General features: G+C 36.9%; 22 protein-coding genes. 18 read left to right on the top strand and 4 right to left on the bottom strand.

What is annotated here, in order from left to right; genetic code table 11:
• Position 1: 1 nt before the first annotated feature.
• Together ACH0CI_RS18500 and ACH0CI_RS18495 are read right to left on the bottom strand one after the other, a co-directional pair.
• A complete protein-coding gene (locus tag ACH0CI_RS18500; RefSeq protein WP_335706946.1) occupies positions 2-1,111 on the bottom strand; it encodes a metallophosphoesterase in 1,110 nt (369 codons plus the stop codon).
• A 147-nt stretch (positions 1,112-1,258) separates the two neighbouring features.
• A complete protein-coding gene (locus ACH0CI_RS18495) occupies positions 1,259-1,558 on the bottom strand; it encodes a hypothetical protein (RefSeq protein ID WP_013083290.1) in 300 nt (99 codons plus the stop codon).
• Positions 1,559-1,714: 156 nt separating this feature from the next.
• Here ACH0CI_RS18495 and ACH0CI_RS18490 point away from each other — a divergent pair, with 156 nt between their 5' ends.
• Positions 1,715-2,215 (top strand): metallophosphoesterase family protein, encoded by a 501-nt coding sequence (locus tag ACH0CI_RS18490; RefSeq protein WP_335706945.1) that lies wholly within the window; start codon positions 1,715-1,717, stop codon positions 2,213-2,215.
• Positions 2,216-2,250: 35 nt separating this feature from the next.
• Here the strand turns inward: ACH0CI_RS18490 and ACH0CI_RS18485 are convergent, their stop codons facing one another.
• Positions 2,251-2,475, bottom strand: coding sequence for a hypothetical protein (locus ACH0CI_RS18485; RefSeq protein ID WP_014459961.1), 225 nt, complete (start codon positions 2,473-2,475; stop codon positions 2,251-2,253).
• Between the two features lie 149 nt (positions 2,476-2,624).
• On the opposite strand from ACH0CI_RS18485, the gene ACH0CI_RS18480 reads away from it, so the two are divergent.
• From ACH0CI_RS18480 to ACH0CI_RS18435, 10 genes are all read left to right on the top strand, one after another.
• Positions 2,625-4,607 carry a methyl-accepting chemotaxis protein gene (locus ACH0CI_RS18480; protein ID WP_406902055.1) on the top strand — a complete coding sequence of 661 codons (1,983 nt, stop codon included), beginning with the start codon at positions 2,625-2,627 and terminating at the stop codon, positions 4,605-4,607.
• Positions 4,608-4,686: 79 nt separating this feature from the next.
• Positions 4,687-4,824, top strand: coding sequence for a hypothetical protein (locus ACH0CI_RS18475; RefSeq protein WP_014459963.1), 138 nt, complete (start codon positions 4,687-4,689; stop codon positions 4,822-4,824).
• Positions 4,825-5,021: 197 nt separating this feature from the next.
• Positions 5,022-6,458, top strand: a complete 1,437-nt coding sequence (locus ACH0CI_RS18470) for an FAD-binding protein (RefSeq protein ID WP_406902070.1) — start codon at positions 5,022-5,024, stop codon at positions 6,456-6,458.
• Positions 6,455-7,018, top strand: a complete 564-nt coding sequence (locus ACH0CI_RS18465; protein WP_028413262.1) for an MFS transporter — start codon at positions 6,455-6,457, stop codon at positions 7,016-7,018. The genes ACH0CI_RS18470 and ACH0CI_RS18465 overlap by 4 nt, the downstream gene beginning before the upstream one ends.
• 101 nt (positions 7,019-7,119) lie before the next feature.
• Positions 7,120-7,311, top strand: coding sequence for a hypothetical protein (locus tag ACH0CI_RS18460; protein WP_028413263.1), 192 nt, complete (start codon positions 7,120-7,122; stop codon positions 7,309-7,311).
• A 118-nt stretch (positions 7,312-7,429) separates the two neighbouring features.
• Entirely contained in the window at positions 7,430-7,621 is a 192-nt protein-coding gene (locus ACH0CI_RS18455) for a hypothetical protein (RefSeq protein WP_028413264.1), read from the top strand.
• Positions 7,622-8,017: 396 nt separating this feature from the next.
• Positions 8,018-8,362 (top strand): Na-translocating system protein MpsC family protein, encoded by a 345-nt coding sequence (locus tag ACH0CI_RS18450; RefSeq protein ID WP_335706942.1) that lies wholly within the window; start codon positions 8,018-8,020, stop codon positions 8,360-8,362.
• 191 nt (positions 8,363-8,553) lie between these two features.
• The gene (locus ACH0CI_RS18445; RefSeq protein ID WP_406902051.1) at positions 8,554-9,348 is read left to right on the top strand and encodes a formate/nitrite transporter family protein; all 795 of its coding nucleotides are present in this window, start codon (positions 8,554-8,556) and stop codon (positions 9,346-9,348) included.
• Positions 9,349-9,869: 521 nt separating this feature from the next.
• Positions 9,870-11,831, top strand: coding sequence for a GTP-binding protein (locus tag ACH0CI_RS18440; RefSeq protein WP_406902049.1), 1,962 nt, complete (start codon positions 9,870-9,872; stop codon positions 11,829-11,831).
• 112 nt (positions 11,832-11,943) lie between these two features.
• Complete coding sequence (locus tag ACH0CI_RS18435) at positions 11,944-12,255, top strand: hypothetical protein (RefSeq protein ID WP_034327748.1); 312 nt, start codon at positions 11,944-11,946, stop codon at positions 12,253-12,255.
• 70 nt (positions 12,256-12,325) lie between these two features.
• Here the strand turns inward: ACH0CI_RS18435 and ACH0CI_RS18430 are convergent, their stop codons facing one another.
• The gene (locus ACH0CI_RS18430) at positions 12,326-12,847 is read right to left on the bottom strand and encodes an LURP-one-related family protein (RefSeq protein WP_406902048.1); all 522 of its coding nucleotides are present in this window, start codon (positions 12,845-12,847) and stop codon (positions 12,326-12,328) included.
• A gap of 224 nt (positions 12,848-13,071) precedes the next feature.
• Between ACH0CI_RS18430 and gad the strand changes: the two genes are divergently transcribed.
• The 7 genes from gad (at position 13,072) to mbcS (ending at position 21,246) form a co-directional block, all read left to right on the top strand.
• A complete protein-coding gene (gad, locus tag ACH0CI_RS18425; RefSeq protein ID WP_028413270.1) occupies positions 13,072-14,475 on the top strand; it encodes a glutamate decarboxylase in 1,404 nt (467 codons plus the stop codon).
• A gap of 213 nt (positions 14,476-14,688) precedes the next feature.
• Positions 14,689-15,696 carry a hypothetical protein gene (locus ACH0CI_RS18420; RefSeq protein WP_406902046.1) on the top strand — a complete coding sequence of 336 codons (1,008 nt, stop codon included), beginning with the start codon at positions 14,689-14,691 and terminating at the stop codon, positions 15,694-15,696.
• A 67-nt stretch (positions 15,697-15,763) separates the two neighbouring features.
• Entirely contained in the window at positions 15,764-16,258 is a 495-nt protein-coding gene (locus ACH0CI_RS18415; RefSeq protein WP_406902045.1) for a cupin domain-containing protein, read from the top strand.
• A 172-nt stretch (positions 16,259-16,430) separates the two neighbouring features.
• Positions 16,431-16,592: a hypothetical protein gene (locus ACH0CI_RS18410; protein ID WP_406902044.1), complete on the top strand. Its 162-nt coding sequence runs from the start codon at positions 16,431-16,433 to the stop codon at positions 16,590-16,592.
• Positions 16,593-16,826: 234 nt separating this feature from the next.
• Complete coding sequence (locus ACH0CI_RS18405; RefSeq protein ID WP_406902043.1) at positions 16,827-17,174, top strand: hypothetical protein; 348 nt, start codon at positions 16,827-16,829, stop codon at positions 17,172-17,174.
• Positions 17,175-18,810: 1,636 nt separating this feature from the next.
• Positions 18,811-19,509, top strand: coding sequence for a hypothetical protein (locus ACH0CI_RS18400; RefSeq protein ID WP_014459981.1), 699 nt, complete (start codon positions 18,811-18,813; stop codon positions 19,507-19,509).
• A 156-nt stretch (positions 19,510-19,665) separates the two neighbouring features.
• Positions 19,666-21,246 (top strand): acyl-CoA synthetase MbcS, encoded by a 1,581-nt coding sequence (mbcS, locus tag ACH0CI_RS18395; protein WP_335708389.1) that lies wholly within the window; start codon positions 19,666-19,668, stop codon positions 21,244-21,246.
• Positions 21,247-21,264: the final 18 nt, after the last annotated feature.

Genomic DNA, 21,264 nt, shown 5'->3' with positions numbered 1-21,264 from the left:
TCTATTTTGTAAATGAAATATCAATTTGAATAATTTCTGACCGGCTTCCGATTCGAAGAGGAGGACCCCAAAAGCCAAATCCTGAAGAGACAATGGTATGCAGCTGATTAGTTTGTTTGTAGCCCCAATCAATTTCAAATAACCGCTTTGTGATTAAATGATTAGGGGCCATTTGTCCTCTGTGAGTATGACCGCATAAAAGTAAATCTACGCCTGCTTGTTCCGCTTCTTTTAAAGAAAGCGGCTGATGATCCATCGCAATGACTGGAAGAGAACGATCCGTTTCACTCGCTAAATCGAAAAAGCTGTCTCGATTTTTATCCGTTTTATCTTTTCTTCCAATTAAGTACAAGCTATCGCCTATGTTTAACACTTCATCCATTAAAATAGGAATGTTCATTTCTTTCATTCTTTCCACAAACTGAGGGATCTTCCCACCGTAATACTCATGATTTCCCAAAATTCCATATGTGCCTAAAGGCGCTTTGAGCTGCTTCATCATATAATCCATTTCTTTTTTAAAGAATACGTGGGGATCATCGTCAATAATATCTCCAGGAAGTAAAATAATATCTGGCTGTATCTTTTGTACATGAGTGATTAGCCGCTGTAAATGTTTTTTGCCGGACAATGTGCCAAAGTGCATATCAGATGCTACGGCAATGCGAAGGTTTTTCCGATTCGTCTTTTTAGGAAGCGAAATTGTATATTTTCTTACTACAGGACTGTAAGCATTATACGTACCGTAAGCAAAAATGAATAAAAAAGCAGCAATCATGAAAAGTCCGATTGAATCGATAGCTGTAGAAAGCGAAGCGCCTAGAAAAGTGAGAATATATACGGCTAGATTACTTATAGGAAGCAAAAGAACTGAATATTGAATAAATCCTAACCAATACGATCCTACAATTTTAAACATGCTCACTTGTTGAAACGCGCGACTGATGATAAAGGAATAAGCAAAAAACACAACGATCACCGTAAGAATCCATTTGTTTTCCACTTCAAACATTGTGTGAAGCCACACCCAAGCGTTCCATCCGATGTACAGAACGAATAAATTATATAAAATAACAACTAAAATAGACCTTACTAACACACTTACTTTCATACGCTAACCTCTTTTCTTTCATCCGTAATTCCACTATAGCTCATTTTTATTGCTTCAACAAAATTTTATCTCTTCTTTCATCAATAAAATTTTTGCCTGTTGCACAAACGAAAAAACACACCTATAAAACAAGGTGTGTTTTTTGTATTAATGATGGTGATGCGCGTGGTGAAGGCTGCTAATCACAAATTCAGGCTCTGGAACGTGGAAATATTGAATCCATACGCCTTCTAAAAATTTCTCGCGTTTATCTAAAACGATATCGATATCTTTATCTGTTTTTACGATTTCATCATGTTCAGTCGGCGTATCGAATTTCCAATCATAATGCGCATGATCACCGTGGTCGATAGTTACATATACACGGATCATTTTTCCTTGACCTTCTGGGCTAGCCAAGGCATTTTTTAATACTTTTGCTGCGTTTCGATTAATTTTTACTTCCATTTTGAAAACTCCATTCTGTAACTTAGTATGTAAAGTATTTTCGCAAACTTAAACGAAAAAGAGAAATTTTTTGCCTGACGCTCCGTATAGAGTTGCTTCATTCCAACATAATACGCTACACTACACCATATTGAATGAAAAAGGAGCGTATCATAAATGAAGATCGTTATTTTAGGTGACACTCATATTCCCAAAAGAGCGAAACATTTTCCAAAAAGACTCCTAGCTGAACTGAAAACAGCTGATGCGATTATTCATACCGGAGATTTTCAAACGATAGATGTCTACAATGAACTGCGCGTTTTTGCTCCTGTACACGGCGTGATTGGAAATGTGGACAGTGAAGAGCTTCAACAGGTACTTCCAACTTCATTACTTCTTCCGGTTGACGATGTTACGATTGGCGTAGTCCACGGTCATGGCAAAGGAAAAACGACTGAAAAACGTGCACTTTTGGCATTTGAACATCAACAAGTCGATGCAGTAATTTTTGGTCATTCTCATATTCCTGTTCATAAACAAATTGGTGATATTACATTGTTTAATCCAGGTTCCGCTACTGACAAGCGGCGTCAAAAGCAATTTTCGTTTGGACTGCTGTACATACAAAAAGACACGCTGCACTTTGAACATGTTTTTTATGATTCTAAAGACTAAAACAAGAGGGGACTCTTGTTTTAGCACTTTTACGTTTACGTTGTGTGGTCTAAATGAGCAATATATTCGTGAAGCTTATTTTCTTCATAGTCGTTTAAGTCATGCATTGGAATAACCTGCTGAGTTTGAGGATCCGTTCCTCTTACTTCCGCAATTTTTACTCCTTCTTTATAGATATTAAAAATATCTTTTTCTTCTCCGCGCTGAACCTTTTCTGTTTCAAACATTGAAAAAGACTTGCTGTTTTTACTTTCTTCCATTAAAATCACCTACTTTTTTTATCGTACTCTTATCTTTTCACTCCCATTGTTAATTATGTATACACTCGATGACTAAAGGAATATGAAGTCTTGCCGATAGAAAGGAAGTGCACGATCACTTTTAACTACAGAGAGAGAGGCTACATAGCATGGAGAGAGTAAGAAAAAAAAGGTCCCTTAATAACTTTAAGACAAAGCTGGTGCTAGCATTTGCAGCGATCTTATTAGTGCCATCTGTTACGATAGGTGTATCAGCTTACATAACAGCGAAACATGAAATTGAAAACCAAATTATTAACACAGCACAGCAAAATGTACAGTCCATTAATTCGGTGATTGACGATACCATTGGACCAAAAATTCATGATGTAGAGTTTTTTGCATCAGTGGTAAACAACGAGCGCTACAATGAAAAAGATATGGCTACTTTACGCAAAGATTTTAACTTATATGCTTCGCTTCATCCAGAAGCCGTCAGCATTTTTACAGGAAATCAGCAGGGGAAGTTTATTCAAGCGCCTAAAAAAGTGACACAAGCAGGCTATGATCCCAGAAAACGAGATTGGTACAAGCTAGCCATGCAAAACAAAGGGAAAACAGTTGTCACTGAACCTTATCCCTCAGCCTCTACAGGTCAAACCGTTATTACTGTAGCAAAAACAACGGCGGATGGCACAGGGGTTATTGCTTTAAATTTAGATATAAGCCGCATCAATAAAGCTGTCAGCAAAGTGAAAATCGGAGAAAAAGGATATCCATTTCTTTTAGATGGAGAAAGAAAATATATTGTTCACCCTACGGAAAAAGCAGGTACAAAAGCAACAGATTCTCTTTTTGACAAGCTTTATGCAAAGAGCTCCGGATTCTTTGAATATACCTTTAACGGTGATGAAAAAAAGATGGTCTTTACGACAAATAAAACAACGAACTGGAAAGTTGCAGGCACTATGTATTCATCAGAAGTGAGTGAAGCAGCACATCCTATTTTTTACAAAACGCTATTTATTATTGTAGTTTGTCTGATAATCGGGAGTCTTACCATTTTTTTGGTGTTACAATCGATTATTAAACCGCTCAAACAGCTTAAAAATCAGGCTCTAAGCGTTAGTGAAGGAGATTTGACAACAGCGATTACCGTCAATTCAAAGGATGAAATCGGTGAGTTAGGGTATGCTTTTAGTCAGATGCAAAACAACCTTCGTACATTAATTCAAAATGTTGAAATGAGTGCAGAACAAGTGGCTGCTTCTTCAGAAGAGCTAACGGCCAGTTCACAGCAAACGAGCGCTGCGACTGAACAAGTATCGGTTGCGATACAAGAAGTGGCTTCTAGTGCAGAAAAACAAACGGCTGTTATTGACCAAAATGCAGCTTCTTTAGATGAGATTGTACAAGGAGTTTATACGATTGCCAAGCGTACAGAAACTGTTTCTCAGCTATCAAATCACACAACGTCTGAAGCCGTAGAAGGCGGAAAAGCCGTGAGAGAAACGGTCGAACAAATGGAATCCATTTCTCAGTCCGTCGAGCTATCTAATACAACGATTCGTACTTTGTTTCAACGTTCAAAAGAAGTTGGAACCATTTTAGAAGTAATCAGCGGCATTGCTGCTCAAACAAATTTACTAGCCTTAAATGCTGCAATCGAAGCGGCACGAGCTGGGGAACATGGAAAAGGATTTTCTGTTGTAGCAGCGGAAGTGAGAAAGCTGGCAGAACAATCACAAGTGTCTGCGTCTCAAATTTCTGAGCTTATTCAAGCTATTCAACAAGATACTCAGGAATCTGTACATACAATGGAGCAAGTTACAAACAAAGTTGAAGAAGGACGAACAATTTCACAAACGGCTATTCAAAAGTTCGAACAGATTCTAAGCAGCATGAATGAAACGACTCCGCAAGTAGAAGAAGTGGCTGCGACTGCTCAGCAAATTTCAGCAGCGGTTGAAGAAGTGGCTCGTACAGCAGGTGAAATGGCAATCCTTGCTAAAGGAAATGCAGCTACATCTGAAGAAGTGGCTGCATCAACTGAAGAACAGCTGGCTTCAATGGAGGAAATTGCTGTTTCCGCACAATCTCTGTCTCAAATGGCAGAACAATTAACAGCGCTCATCAGCAAATTTAATTTGTAAACTTTCGTCAAATCGTCATAGACCTCTTTTATATTGGAAAAAGTAGAACATACACATATGAAAGAGGTGACAGTATCTGATGGAGCAAACAAAAATGACCTTTGAGCCAGCTTCAATTAACGATGATATGCATGCAAAGCTTAAACAACTAGAAGAACAGTTTCAACAAACGTTGGGAAAAAGAGTAGCTTTAGTTGCATACGAAGCTGAAAAATAAAAAACAAAAAAAGAAAAGACCTAGTGTCTTTTCTTTTTTTGTTTTCAATAAGGTTAACATACATTAAATCACAAGGTTTTTTCATATATTTTCTCAAAATAACACTAATATAGTGTAAAATTACACTACATTAGTGTTATTCCACTTTTGATATGGTATAATTTCACAGAAATAAAGAAAGGAGCTTACAGTTTGTGATGAAGAAAAACGTGTTGTTAGGAATTTTTTTATCTATTTATCTAGTAGGTTCGTATACCTCATATCATATCTATAAACAGCAGCAAACCCGTCCTGTAACGGAGGATGTTGCGCAGCTTCTTCCTACAAAAGTCAAAGAAATAAAGCATGGAACCACTGAAAAACAGCTGAAAAATTGGGTGAAAACCGCTTCACAGCATCATGAAAAAATAGCGATTTCAGGCATGCAGCACAGTCAAGGAGGGCAGACGTACTATCCGAATGCTATTTTACTTGATATGAAGCAGTACAATAAAATTATAGATTACAAGCCCCGTCAAAAAGAAATTACGGTTCAAAGCGGGACGACGTGGAATGATATTCAGCAATATATACATAAAGACGGTCTTGCTCTTAAAGTTATGCAATCACAAAATATTTTTACCGTTGGAGGTTCTATTAGCGTGAACGTACACGGCAGAGATATTCGATACGGTTCTTTAATGGATACGGTCAAATCTATGCGTCTCCTGCAGGCGGACGGATCTATTATCGAAATTAGCCGGACGAAACACCCCCAGCTGTTTTCTTTAGTAAACGGAGGCTACGGGTTGTTTGGAGTCATTTTAGATGTGACGCTTCGTTTAACGGATGATGAATGGTACGAAGATGAAATTATTCGCTTAGATTATAGGCAGTATACAGCGTATTTTAAAAACTACGTACAGCATAATCCTGACGTTCGTATGCATATGGCGCGTATTTCTGTTTCTCCTAATCAATTGCTAACAGATATGTACGTCACAAACTACCGTTTATCTTCTCAAAATACTTCTACTGCAAACGAACCGCTCAAGACAGAAAAAATAGTGGCACTTCCTAAATTCATGCTAGGGCTGTCTCGATATAGCGACTGGGGCAAAGATATGCTGTGGGAAACACAAAAGGCTTATTTCTTAAAACAAAATGGACGGCTTGAAACAAGAAATAATGTTATGCGTTCTGAAAGTGATTTTATGGAATACGAAAGTGCTAGCCGGACGGAAATTTTGCAAGAATACTTTGTTCCAGTTGATGAATTTGCTTCTTACATCGATGATTTACGTCAAGTGTTATCAACTGAGGAATTAAATTTATTGAACATTACCGTTCGCTATGTAGAGAAAGATAATAAAGCAGTCATGTCTTATGCAAAAGACGATATGTTTGCTCTTGTTTTACTTATTAACCAGAAAAGAGACAATAAAGGCATCTCTGGTACACAAAAAGTTGTCCGAAAAATGGTGGATGTGACGCTGCAACATCAGGGAAGCTATTACTTGCCTTACTACGGCTACCCAAGCAAGAAGCAGTTAGAAGAGGCTTACCCTCATACAACCGCCTTTTTTAATTTGAAAAGAAAATATGACCGGAACGAAACGTTCGTTAATTTATTTTATAAGGAGTATGGAAAATGACGTACAAACAACTCTTACATTCACAAAGCCTGATGATTACCGCAAGCAGTATTGTTTTTCCTTTTTACCTTTTACTGCTTCGAAATCTTGGCGATAGCTATTCGCAATTTGGCTTAGCTTACGGAATTTTTGCTTTAACCGCAGCTTTGAGTCATCCGTTGATCGGTTCATGGAGTGACAGAGTAGGAGAAAAGCGCTTGCTTCTTTTATATACGTTTGGGATGGCCGTTGTTATGATTGTGATTCCCGTTTTAACAACGATCACACAGGTGTATATCATTCAAATTATAATGGGTCTGCTTGGAGCTCTTCAAAAAACAGCAGAAAAAATAGCGTTATCTAGGCAGACAGATCGTGCTCACACAGGAAAACAAGTAGGACACTATCATTTATGGACCTCTATATGGGCAGCCTTGGCCGTTATTGCAACAGGGTATATCATTGATTTTCTGACAATCGGAAGCCTTTTTTACATCACTTCGTTTATGTACGTAGCGGCAGGGGTATTAATATGGCAAAAACCAAAAACAATCGAGCTTGAACACCACCATTCGCTGTAAAAGCATATATGGACAGGTCACCTGAATTTTTTAGTTCGTACAGTAAGATACTATAAAAAATTTATGTTCTCCCGATATAAGTACTGAAAGGAGAAACGTTTATGCAAGGTATAAGTATATCAGGGCAAGATGCATGGTCTTCTATTATAGTATCGTTCGCTATTTTCATCATTATATGGGGTCTGATTCCAGGCTTAACTATAAAGTATGTATGTAAAAGTCAAACACTAGGTATAGCAAGTTTTTTTATTGGTATTGTCTATGGAGTTAAAGCGGGTCATTTTCTTATTTAAATACGGTTTAGGTTAAATAAGGAAGCTTGGACCACTATTAGCTAAGTCGGAGTCCCTTTTGTTTCCTGTTATTTTTTTAGAGCAATTCTCCATAATAACGGTTAAAGAGGTGAATCCGATGACAGATAACAATGTTGGGGTTGGAGTTAGTGGAAGCGAAGAGACTAGAAAAAAATCTACTGTTTCTAGTAAAACTCCTATATCTAATGATGTACAACAAAATCAAAAACAAGATAACTACGAAAAGCTTAGCCATCAACTAAATTCATTATCTGATGATGAATTTAGAGCAGATCGTGATGAAGATTAAGGGCTACCTATCAAAAAAGAATATTTAAATTAAATAAAGTATTATGAAAGTAAACTAAGTGGATTCCATGACTTTAACGTGATAGCATTAAGTACTGGTACAAACATACCACTTGACTATTTTGACATGCTATCTTGTCAAAGTTCTTAGTTATTTCTTTGATAACTAAGAATTCATTTGTAACCTTTAAGTAGAGATATAAAGGTAATCCTTCACTTTAATAAGTGAAGGATTTTTTTTCATTCCGTAAAAGTTTTGCAATCGTTTGGATTAATGATGATAAAACAGATACATTGTATACAATGTAAACGTCGTCATGTATAATGTAACTTATTCTTAGTTGAAAACTTGAATGAGCAGGATAGACATACTCGAGATAAGCGGAGGCATACACCAGTGTCTAAAAAAATACATAATTTTAATGATATTATCCGAAAGCTGCGCAAAAAACTTTTTGGAAAAGGTCCAGAACGAATTCATACTGTATTCGTTCAAAACATGGCTATTTCAACTTTGTACGGCAATTTAACGCCAGCTGAACAATTTATCGCGAGAACAACCGAAGGTAAAGAGACGGTACATATGGCAAGAACGAAGCTTATTCAAAACCTTTATGCTTCATCTCCTCCAGAAGGACTTGAAGACTTGTTAGGAGCTAAGCTGAACTATTTATTTTCCGATATCAAAGTGGAAGAAGATACCGCTGTTTCCGTATTTGTGTTTGAAACCAATATTCAGTAGAAGAACAACGCAAAATACATAATTTAATTAAATGAAAGAGAAGTAGGATCTGCTTGTTTTTTATTTAGTTTTATTATAAATAATGATGACTGATATACTGTAAAGAAAGTGCAGGATTATTAGGCAGCATTCAAAAACCTTGTGTAAAAGGTGTTTTTGAGTGCTGCCTTTTTTAATTAAGGAGGAGTTTTATGGCATTTCACAAGCCGGATAAAATGTTAAACATCGCTTTAGAAGCGGGGGTTTCAAAGACAAAGTTATCCCTTTCTTCTATTCTTATGCTTGGGTTTCTAGGAGGCGCATTTATTGCGCTTGGTTTTTTACTAGATGTGCGCGTCATTGGTAATTTACCAGCTGAATGGGGAAGTTTATCAAATCTTTTAGGAGGGGCCGTATTTCCTGTAGGTCTTATGCTGGTAGTACTTGGCGGAGCAGAGCTCATTACGGGGAATATGATGTCTGTCTCCATTGCCCTGTATGCAAAACAAATTCCGCTTCGCCACTTACTTCATAACTGGTTTTGGGTCACGCTTGCAAACTTTTTAGGAGCCGTATTTATCGCGTATTTCTTTGGACATATTGTCGGTTTAACAGAAACGGGGCCTTTTTTAGATAAAACGGTAGCAATTGCTCAAGCTAAAATTGACGACTCATTTTTAAAAACGCTTATTTCTGCCGTGGGCTGCAACTGGCTTGTATGTTTAGCTATTTGGCTTTCATACGGCGCTGATGACGTTACGGGGAAAATTCTTGGTATTTGGTTTCCGATTATGGCATTTGTTGCGATTGGCTTTCAGCACGTTGTAGCCAATATGTTTATTATTCCCGCTGCTATTTTTGCAGGTCATTTTATATGGATTGATTTTATGACAAATATTATCCCTACCTTTATTGGAAATATGATAGGTGGAGCTGTATTTGTAGGCCTTATTTATTTTTCTTCTTATCAACAGAAACAAAAAGAACGATTAAAAAAAGCTTCTTAATCAGGATTTATCAGTTGTCATTAAAAAAGCAGTCTCTTAGTAAAGAGGCTGCTTTTTTGATAGTGAAAGGTGAAAAAATGTACTTTTAACAATTTATGTATGATAACATATAAATCGATTAGAATATGGTACCATGAGCGTTTGAATCCACACTATTATTTCCATAATAATATTATGGTTAACTAGATGTTGATTAATACATTCGCAATTGAATATCTAGTACTACTTACTGTTTTATTGATTATACTTGGTAGTATTTTAGTTGGTTTGACTAGTAACAGTCTAGGCGCAACAGGTAATAACATCATGCATTTAGCTGGAATTGGATGCCTTATAGCAGCTATTTTTATAGCAAAAGGCAGAAAAGATACTAAACACCGTACAAAAAAAGAATGCGATGTTTAATCACGCATTCTTTTTTGATGTAAGCAGCTCTGGGCCTTTGTCGTCCACTTTTTCTTACGATTATTATAAAATAGAGAATAACAGCTATACATACAGCAGTAAGGTGGTATTTAACAATGAAACAATTCAACAAAACAATCGGTATTGCAGCGCATGTGGATGCAGGGAAGACTACGTTTTCCGAGCAGCTTCTTTATCACACAAAAAGTATTAAACAGCGAGGAAGAGTTGACCACAAAGACTCGTTTCTTGATACTCATACGATTGAGAAAGAACGAGGCATTACGGTATTTGCTGATCAAGGAACTTTTTCATATAACGGTTCTACTTATTATTTAATTGATACGCCTGGCCACGTCGATTTTTCACCTGAAATGGAACGTTCTATTCAAGTGATGGACTATGCGATTGTTATCTTAAGTGCAGTAGAAGGAGTTGAAGGCCATACAGAAACGGTTTGGCAGCTGCTTCAAAAACATCGTGTGCCCGTATTCTTTTTCATCAATAAAATTGATCGTGTAGGAGCAGATCCTGAACGTGTTATAAACGATATTAAACATAACTTAACCGCTGATGTTTTTGACATAACATCAGATCTTATAGATGGTTCGTTAAGTGAGGAACTTATTGAATTTATAGCTGAAAAAGATGAAGAGCTTTTGGATGCATTTATGGAAGGCAAGAATGATCAAGCTTATTGGAAAGCTGCTATGCAAAAGCTTATTCAAACCAATCAGCTTTTCCCGTGTGCTTGTGGCTCAGCTTTACAAGACATCGGAATTGAAAGTTTTTTAGAAAAACTCGATTTGCTAACAGAAACTTGCTACTCGAAGGAAGAAGCATTTTCAGGACGTGTATATAAAATCCGACACGATGAAAACGGCATGCGCATCACGTTTATCAAAGCTCTAAGCGGGACGCTGCAAGTGCGTGATGAAGTGTCTTATGAAAAGAACGGAGAGCTATACGAAGAAAAAATCACTCAAATTCGTGCTTACAACGGAAACACATTTAAAAACGTTAATGAAGGTTCAGCCGGCGAACTTTTTGCAGTTACGGGGTTGTCTTCACCATTGATTGGAGACGGTCTTGGAATGTTAAAAGAAAGCCGCTCCTACGAACTTTTGCCTACGTTAAAATCAAAAGTTGTTTTTGATCCTTCTGTTCATCCAAAAGAAGGAATTAAACTTTTTCAATTATTAGATGCTGAAGACCCTTCTTTACATGTGACGTGGGAAGAAAGGACTCAGGAGCTTCATATTCATGTGATGGGAGCCATTCAGCTTGAAGTTCTCGAAAAACTGATAAAAGAACGGTTTAATATAAACGTACAGTTTGAAGAACCAGAAATTTTGTACAAAGAATCCATTGAAAATACAGTGATGGGCTACGGACATTTTGAACCGTTAAAACACTATGCAGAAGTTCATTTAAAGATAGAAGCAGCGGAACGAAACAGCGGAATCACCTTTGAAAATGCTTGTCACGCCGATGATTTATCCGTTGGGTATCAAAATCTAGTCCGTCAGCATATATTTGAAAAGCCGCATCACGGTTTGCTAACGGGGTCGCCTATTACTGATTTAAAAGTGACGTTGTGTACCGGACGAGCTCACAACAAGCATACAAGCGGTGGAGATTTTAGAGAAGCAACGTACCGAGCATTACGACAAGGGTTAGAAAAAGCCAAAAGTATTGTGCTAGAACCGTATTATGACTTTAAAATTAAAGTGGATATTGATCAAATGGGGAGGGTATTAGCTGATGTTCAAAGCGCACACGGCCGCTTTGATTCTCCTGTAACAACCGAAAACAAAGCGATTATTACAGGGAAAGTTCCTGTTGCTACTTTTATGAACTACGGTTCGACGCTAGCATCTTTTACGCACGGAAAAGGAGCGATGTCTCTATTATTCGGAGGGTATGAACGTTGTCATAATGAAGAAGAAGTTATTGAACGAATCCGCTACAATAAAGAGGCAGATCCGGAATACAGCTCATCCTCTGTCTTTTGCGCCAAAGGACAGGGATATACGGTTCCTTGGAAAGAAGCAGAAGAAAAAATGCACTGTTTATAACAAGCACTGTAGCAATTGCTACAGTGCTTTTTTCTCCATACCTTACCTTTACAATAAAAACCACATTATAGTATAGTTTACTTATATTTCTAAAAAATGAGGTGATAGAAACGTGGATGCTACTGTTAAAACAACTAAAAGCGGGATAATAGGTGGGGTTCTTGGAGGAATTTCACTTTTATATGTTATCATTAATACTTTATTGATCCTTAACTTTTTTACAGGACTTGTTGAGGCTGAAAAGCTTCAAGGTCTTCCTATTATCGCACCTATCTTTTTAGTTCCGCTCATGATTGTCCCTGCAATTATTGGTTTTTTTATAAAAAAAGACAAGCTCTGTCTATGGGCGATTATTTTAAATATCATCTTGTTTCTTGTACCAATTGGCTACCATGTCATCGGTACATTAGTATTTGGCCCTTAATTTAAAAAAACGAACAAACTTTATATTGAAGTTTGTTCGTTTTTTTATATCATATAACCTTCTATAACCACTATTGAGCCGGAGCAGTAGCTGTACTGCTGTTTTCGTCTTTTACCATCATCCTTACACCTTGTACAACCGCAATTCCTTCCCACTTATCAAGATCAGGTTCGAGAAATTCTAAAGCAAACGTGTGTGGACGTAATGACAGAAACGAAGAAAGTGTGCGGACTTGAATGACAGGAACGCCGGAACGCAAAACGTCAAATTTACGATCTGTTATATTCCCCGTAAATTCATATGTATCGCCGTCGTTTCTAATATAAAGATACTTCTTTTTAAAAAAAGTGAATTTCCGTTGAATCATTCCAACTTCATTTCCGTGGTGATCTGAAATAATCATCTTTGGCATAAGGGCAAACATTTTAGATTTACCTGTAAACACGATCTCTTCGTTTTTTAAAATCTCAAATTTATTAGCAATAGATAACTTATATGCGACATTTCCAACAATGTCTTGTGATTCATTATAGATAGGAGATTCACCTAATTCGAAAAACTTGTCTTGCAAAATAATTCCTTGTTTCTCCATCTAAAAACCTCCTTTAGAATATATTACCATATCTTACACCTTTTGAGTTTGATAAGACTATTTTCATGGGTATTATTAAATAAAGTTCGTCCTTACGTGCTACGAATAATGAAAAGAATGAAAATAGGTTTCAAAGCTCATAATGTGTAAAGGAGACCTGCTTGTTACAACACCAGGTGGAACGTAAAGCAATTTGTTAGATATACATAAGGAGATGATACTTTATGCCTCAATGGCATCCGCATCGTGAACAAAAAAATTTACCTGATGAATTTCCTGTTAATCCGCTTTTTTCTCGACAAGGAGAAGTGACGATTCCAAGGCTGCGTATTGGTGATCAAGGTATGCTTCCCGAAACAGCTTATCAAATCATTCATGATGAAATTGCTTTAGACGGGAATGCCCGCTTAAATTTAGCTACGTTTGTTACTACGTGGATGGAGCCTGATGCAAAGCGTTTGTATGGAGAGTCTTTTGATAAAAATATGATTGATAAAGACGAGTATCCGCAGACAGCGGCTATTGAAGAGAGATGTGTACGTATTTTAGCGGATTTGTGGAATTCACCTAATCCTGATACAACGATGGGTGTTTCTACTACAGGTTCATCTGAAGCTTGTATGCTTGGTGGACTGGCGTTAAAAAGACGGTGGCAGAAACTGCGTAAAAGTAAAGGGCTATCAACAGACCGGCCGAACATTGTATTTAGTTCATCCGTTCAAGTGGTGTGGGAGAAGTTCGCAAACTATTGGGACGTAGAGCCTCGTTATGTGAACATTAATGCAGATCATCCTTATTTAGATCCAGAAGGCGTCATTAATGCGGTTGACGAAAATACAATTGGTGTCGTACCGATTCTTGGAGTGACGTATACAGGAGTTTACGAACCAATTGCTGCTATTGCAAAAGCATTGGATGAGTTGCAGGAAAAGACAGGATTAGATATTCCTATCCACGTAGACGCTGCTTCTGGAGGTTTTATCGCTCCGTTTCTTCAACCAGACCTTATCTGGGATTTCCGCTTGCCGCGAGTAAAGTCCATTAACGTATCGGGACACAAGTACGGTTTAGTCTATCCTGGTTTAGGGTGGGTGATTTGGAGAGAAAAAGAAGACTTGCCTGAAGATCTTATTTTCCGCGTTTCTTATTTAGGGGGCAACATGCCAACTTTTGCGCTTAACTTCTCTAGACCAGGAGCACAAGTCCTTTTACAGTACTACAATTTCTTACGTTTAGGTAAAGAGGGCTATTATGCCGTGCAAAAAACCTCCCAAGAAAACGCGCTGTTTCTCAGCCAAGAAATTGGAGAAATGGACGCATTCGAAATTATCGCCGATGGTTCAGATATCCCGGTTCTTGCTTGGAAACTAAAAGAAGGATACACGCCAAACTGGACTCTTTATGACCTGTCTAGACAACTACGCACGTATGGATGGCAAGTGCCTGCTTATCCACTCCCAGCAGACATGGAAGAAATCACAATCATGCGCATTGTTGTTAGAAATGGATTTTCAAGAGACCTTGCTCATTTATTTATGGTTAATTTCAAACAAGCCGTTGAATTTCTTAACTCATTGGATAGACCTGTTCTTAAAGACACGAAATACGACAATGGATTTCATCATTAACATCGATTACGAACACACAAAGCCATGTTATGAAAAGTACATGGCTTTGTGTGTTTTATACATAAAAAGATAATCTTTTCAAAAAAATCCCATAAATTAAACAAGAAAATATTCTTATATTTTCTTAATTTTGGTATAATAACCCCTAAGGTTTTATAGTTCTTTAGAATTATATAAAACCTAAAAAAAGATAAAAAAAGGGGATAATAGTCTATGAAAATGTTGAAACTTGCTTTTGGTATTCCGCTGTTAGCCGTATTGCTAGCAGGGTGTAGTGATGAGTCCAGTGAAATGGTATCACCAAAAGAAGAGCCTACAGAGAAATCAACAGCGGTTCATACGAAAGAAAACGGCAACAAAACGGCTGTAAAAGAATCATCGCCAAATACATTACAAACAAAAGCATCAACCATTAAAAAAGCCGTTAATTCTAAAGAAGCTGATCGCGATTACTTATTAAACGTAATGAATGGTTATCAGTATATCCAAGTAGGTGACAATCAGTATATTTACTACGGGATTAATCAAGAGCAAAATGTTTTTTGTATGATGGAAGTTAATTTTGACGCCAGTGGTGATTATGTAGAAAACATCAATTTTGTTGATAATGCTTCAGAAGAACAAATTGCTTTGCTTCAAAACCAAATACAAGAACAACAAAAGCAATTATCAGACCTTGAACAGCAGCAAATGGAAAAAGAATTAGATGATTACTACGCGCAGCTAGAAGAAGACAAACAAAAAGAAGAAGAGGCGCAGGCCAAGGCTGATGCAGAAGCTGAAGCTCAGGCAGAAGCAGATCGCAAAGCGGAAGAAGAACGTTTAGCAGAAGAAGAAAAGAAACAGCAGGAGGAAGAGGAAGCTCAGGCAAAAGCGGATGAGGAAGAAGCTCAGGCTGATTCGGAAGATGAGGCGCAAACAGAATCAGAATCAGAGCAAGAAGAAGATACAGAAACCCTTGAGGAAGAGGAACCAGCCGAACAAACAGTTTCCCAAGAGCAAGCTATCCAGCTAGTTCGTGACCAACAAGGCATATCTGAAGATTCACCTCTTCTTGTAGAATACGATCACCTTGACGACTCAGGAAACTATATTATCCATGTTTATGAAAATGTTGTGGATAATGAAGATACAGGAGAGGAACATACAGCTACACAAGGTTGGTATCAAGTAAGTCCTAGTGATGGGTCAATTACTGATGTTACGGTAGATGGTTACTAATGCTGTAGTAGGTTTTTAGATGATAGATGAATACCTTTAAAATTAAATTACAAATGAGGGATAATTTATGAGTGAGTTAAAAAATATAGTAATCAAACCTTTACACGGAATTCCAAATGACCAAAATACGTATCATTTTATGCAAGAGACAATTACGATATTAGCTTCAGGAGAAGATACTAATGGTGCCTTTTCAGTTGTTCACCTTGTAGAACCTCCCAAAATGGGGCCTCCTTTGCATGTCCACGAAAATGAAGATGAAACTTTTTATATAAAAAAAGGGAGATTTATATTTTTGGTAGGTGATGAAATCTTTGAGGTAAATGAAAACGAGTACGTTTTTGCTCCTAAAGGAAGTCCACATCGATTTGAGGCCGGAATTGACGGTGGAGAAATGATTGTCACAGCATCACCAGCTAAATTTGACAGCTTTGTAAAAGAATTAGGCTTACAAGTTCCAAAAGATTCTGGGCTACCAGATTTCCAAGGTCCAACTCCAGAGCAGATGCAACAATTAGTTAATGTTGCGGAAAAATATAATTATAAATTCATCTTAGAATAAGCTTATATGCAAGTGAATTTCAGTTTATTTTCCTTTATATAAAAAATAGATGCGAAGTCTAAAAACACCTGATCCAACCTATAAAGCAAACGAAACAAAGGTAGGTACGAACTTAAGTAGTTCGCTGCATTGAAGTCAATCATCCAATGAATAAGAAGGTGAGGAACTTGTTATGAAGATGAAACGCTTACTGGCACTTCCGTTTTTAACACTAGGATTTTTGGCAGGCTGTGGGGAAGGTGCGCAAACATCTCAAGAAAATCAATCAAATACTGCAAAAAAAGAAATTACGTCATCGGACCAAACAGAGAGAGAGAAAGTTAAAAAAGAATAAACAACCAACAATAAAACTAATTCAACTCATGTAGCGGAGCAGTCTCCAACGTATAAACAAGAGACACCTTCATCAAAAGAAGGAAACATTCCTGCAGGTAATGCCCATGGGTCCGCAACAGAACACCCTAAAAGTAATTCAGTAGAAAAGGAACAATCAAAAAGCGATCATTATTCTTCAGAATCCTCCCTACAAGGAGAAGACAAGACTGTTCCCTCTGAAGAAGAAGCACCATTGTGGGAAGATTCAGCAGCTATCGCGAAACATGCAGAAGAGGAGCAAGAACGAACTAGAAAAGCGGAAGAAAAAAGTGAACGTGATCGTGCCGAAGATGAAGAAAAGTCTATTGCCGAAGATGGGTTATTCATTAAAGTAACACCCGTCATGGTAGAAGAAGAAAAAGCAGCGGCTTATCTTATTCCAAAATTACCTACTGAAACACAGAAAAAAGTGGCAGAGGAAAAGAAGGAAAACCCTTCTGGATTTAGTAGAACTTTATGGAAGTGTTCACAAGTTCGGTACGCGCTAGATAATGGTATGCAGGAAGTGGATGATTCAGGTTTTTGCGGATTAACGAAATAATTAAAAATAGCACATGGTGTTCTGGTTACACCATGTGCTATTTTTCACTTAATGTTCAATCAGTTTGTATTCTTAATGAATCACCATTGTTTACTTACAAAAGAAATAAATTTGGGCTATTTGATAAAATTCATGACTACGATTAGGAAACATACCTTAGTGAGTGAAGCCTTGAAACTAGTAACTTGAAAAGTTTGTATGACAAGCGGATGGAGGGGAAGAAGTTGTTCTTTTTCCTTTTTTTTCGCTTCTACATTAAATCAACTACTATCACACTGATTCATAGCTACCTTAAACTTGGGATGCAAAATTGTAAAGTTCTAGGATAAACCATAAGGCATTACTTAATTACATATAAAATGATACGTACTGGCGTATTCAGGAGATTGCGATTAAGTGAGCGGCTATTTTAACGATTTTTAAGATACAATCTATCCATAGCTTCTACATAATTTAATTCATTTGACCTTAAGCGCGTCATTCAGTCGATTTTTAAGAGTTCTGTTCACAACCTTAGAATTAAAATACCGAAAGCAAAAACAGCTGATTTAAAAGGAACCTACACACTTTAAAAGAAAAGCAAAGTATTCCAAGGATCTAAGAGCAAGGGAGACCCTAACGATTTTATTTCTTTTTCTAGTTTACATAATATATATTCTAGGAACCAATTGATAAAACACAAATTCTATCTCATTACAAAAGTATACTTATGATAGTGAGACAGAATTTAAAAATGAGATAGGGTTCGTATTTATATGATCTAACTCACTAAACTAATTAGCAACAAGATTTGTTCTAATTGAACAATTGCAGATATGATTTTATAGAAATACATATGAATTTCACCAGTTTATTTTTAGGATTGATCAGTTCGATTGATGTTTAGATTATATTTAGAGAGTTTGAAAAATGAATGACTTATATAAATTAAATTTTACACTCATTCATTTTTTCTCATCGTATTCTCAATGAACCTTTTGCAAAACGATGAAAAAGGATTTATTTGCTACTGAACGTATATTTTTCATTTAGTACATATGTTTGCATTAAATGGATTTTTATTCATCAACAAAAGTAAAAACCTCGTATTTTCTGTAATAAAATACAGTTATAAGTATTTTTATTCTACCTAATTCCTTGTTAAAATCACTATAAACCCCTTTCCTATCAGCTTTTTAGTGATTTTAGTTGTAGTTTCCTTTTTCATCGGGTATAATATTAAACAAATAGATGACGGTATAAATTGGATGTCATTATCCAGTTTTAAAGGAGCGATACTCATGAACATTACAATTTATTATGGAAATCATGAAGATAAAACAATTCACACAATGGATTGTCACGTAGATATCGATTTAGATGATGAAGATATGGTAGCTTTAACAGAAGCTCGTTAATGAATATATAAAAGGCTGTGGATGCTTTTCATCTGCAGCCTTTTATTTTTTTGCTCCCCCTCTTCTTTTCCACCTTTTAATGACCGCTGCGTTTTAAGATCATTAGCTACTTTTATTATAAAATTTCAAATTCTCCGTTAACTTCTCTTTACTTTTCGACACATTTTTTGTATCATTAGATAAGAACATATGTTCGATTTATTTTTTATCGTATTGATGATCACAAGGAGTGTTTTTGAATGACGGTACGAAAAAGAAAAAGAAAGAAGCTCCCTCCTACCCTATCCAATACAGGCTTTATTGGAGCAACGTTTGCTGATACAGATGAATTAGCACGCAACGAATATCACTTTCCTCGTAAACAAATGAAAATTACCCATCATGTCTTAGATGCTTTGCTTCAAGGGGCAACGCACTTATTTCAACAGCATAAAGTTGAAGCCGCTATCTCATGCGTGTATCTGCCTAAGTACAAAAAGATCGGTTTGGTTCTTTCTAAACAACCTTTTGGCCGTGATGAAGGCATTGGGTATTTTATTAATTACTTAAAGGAAATCGGACATATTGAATGGGATGAAAAAACGAAAGACTACGAAATACATAATACGAGTTTTATCGGCGTGGTATTTGCAGATCTAGAAAAAATTGCTAAGTTCACCTTCGACTTTGAGTTAGAATTACTGTCGAAGTTCGTCAAGGACTTAATTATTCCCGCTAAAGAGCTATTCTTGCAGCATAATGTAAAAGCGTATCTCTCAGGCGTTGAAAATGAAGATCAGCATAAAGTAGGGTTTGTTTTATCGATTAAGCCTTATGATGAACGTAAGGAAGCAGACTTATATTTTGTGGAATACTTAAAAGAACGTGGTTTATACGAAGAGGACGAGTCTGAAGAAGAGCTAGTACCTATTCATACAAAATGGAGCTTATTTAAATAACATATGTTATACCCGCTGTCGTAATAAGACAAGCGGGTCTTTTTTTGCTTTTTTACTAAAACCCAAAACAAATTAGTAGCAAGTACTAATAGTTAGTAATATAATAATAGTAATGATAAAAAATCATTGATATCTATAATATAAGGAGTCGTTTTTATGATTCAACTAAAAGATTTAGTTCCAAGTGAACATTACAACTTAACAGAGGAAATTGAAAAACATGCATCCGATCAGCTTGCGCTAAAGTGGCAGGACGCTGACGGTGTGCGTGAGGAAATTACATATAACCAGCTGTTAGCAAAAGCAAATAAGGTGGCAAACGGGCTAACGGAGCTAGGATTAACAAAAGGCGATCACGTGTTGGTTATCGCACCTCGCCTTATTGAATCGTATGCTATTTACTTAGCATGTTTAAAAGCAGGTATTATTGTAATTCCTTCTTCAGAACTATTACGCGCAAAAGATATCCAATATCGTTTACATCACGCTGAAGCAAAAGCGATTATTTCTTACCATCCTTTCTGCAATGAGATCGATAAGATTGAAAACTTCCCTACTTCTCTACAACATAAAATTACATTTGGTGCTGATGTTACGTCGTGGACGCGCTTAGAGTCACTTACAGCGGATGTATCAGAACAGTTCCAAGCAGCTAACACAACTAAGGATGATACGGCATTCCTTCCTTATACATCTGGTACAACAGGACAGCCAAAAGGCGTTGTTCATACTCATGGATGGGCTTATGCTCACCTTCGTATCGCTGCTGCTGAATGGTTAGATATTAAAAAAGGCGATACGGTCTGGGCAACAGCAGGTCCTGGTTGGCAAAAATGGATTTGGACTCCGTTTTTATCTGTACTTGGACAAGGTGCAACAGGCATTATCTATAACGGACGTTTTGAACCTAAAAAGTTTTTAGAAATTTTACAGGATGAACAAGTAAACGTACTGTGCTGCACGCCAACAGAGTATCGCTTTATGGCTAAAATTGATGAACTTGAACGTTTTGACCTGTCTCACCTTCATAGCGCTGTATCTGCCGGAGAACCGCTAAATGAAGAAGTAATTAATGTGTTTAAAAAATATTTTAATATCCAAGTACGTGATGGATACGGCCAAACGGAAAATACCCTTTTGATTGGTACCTTAAAAGGTGTAAAAACGAAGATTGGTTCAATGGGTAAACCGATGCTTGAAGGGTTTGTAGAAATCATTAATGAAGACGGCGAGCCTTGTGAGCCTGGAGAAGTTGGAGACATTGCCGTTCGTAGAGACCTCCCTTCTCTGTTCAAGCACTACTATAAAGACATGGAGCGCACTGAGAAAACGTATAAAGGAAACTACTATTTAACAGGTGACCGCGCTTCTAAAGATGAAGAGAACTATTACTGGTTCCAAGGACGCGGAGATGATATTATTATCAGTTCCGGCTATACAATTGGGCCGTTTGAAGTTGAAGATGCGTTAATTAAGCATCCAGCAGTGAAAGAATGTGCCGTTGTAGCTAGTCCAGATGCTGATCGCGGCCATGTAGTAAAAGCGTATGTTGTTCTTGTTGATCATGTAAAAACAACAGATACAGGGTTTATTAAAGAGCTGCAAAATCACGTAAAAACTCTTACTGCACCTTACAAGTATCCTCGCGTAATTGAATTTATTGATGAATTACCAAAAACTAATTCAGGTAAAATTCGACGTGTGGAACTTCGTGAACGCGAGCAACAAAAAGCATAATAAATGAAAAAAGACGTA

This window comes from Priestia sp. 179-F W1.4 NHS (genome assembly GCF_045369295.1).
Lineage (GTDB): Bacteria > Bacillota > Bacilli > Bacillales > Bacillaceae_H > Priestia > Priestia zanthoxyli.
Note: the sequence above shows the minus strand (reverse complement) of the source record. Positions and strands in the feature narration are given on the sequence as shown.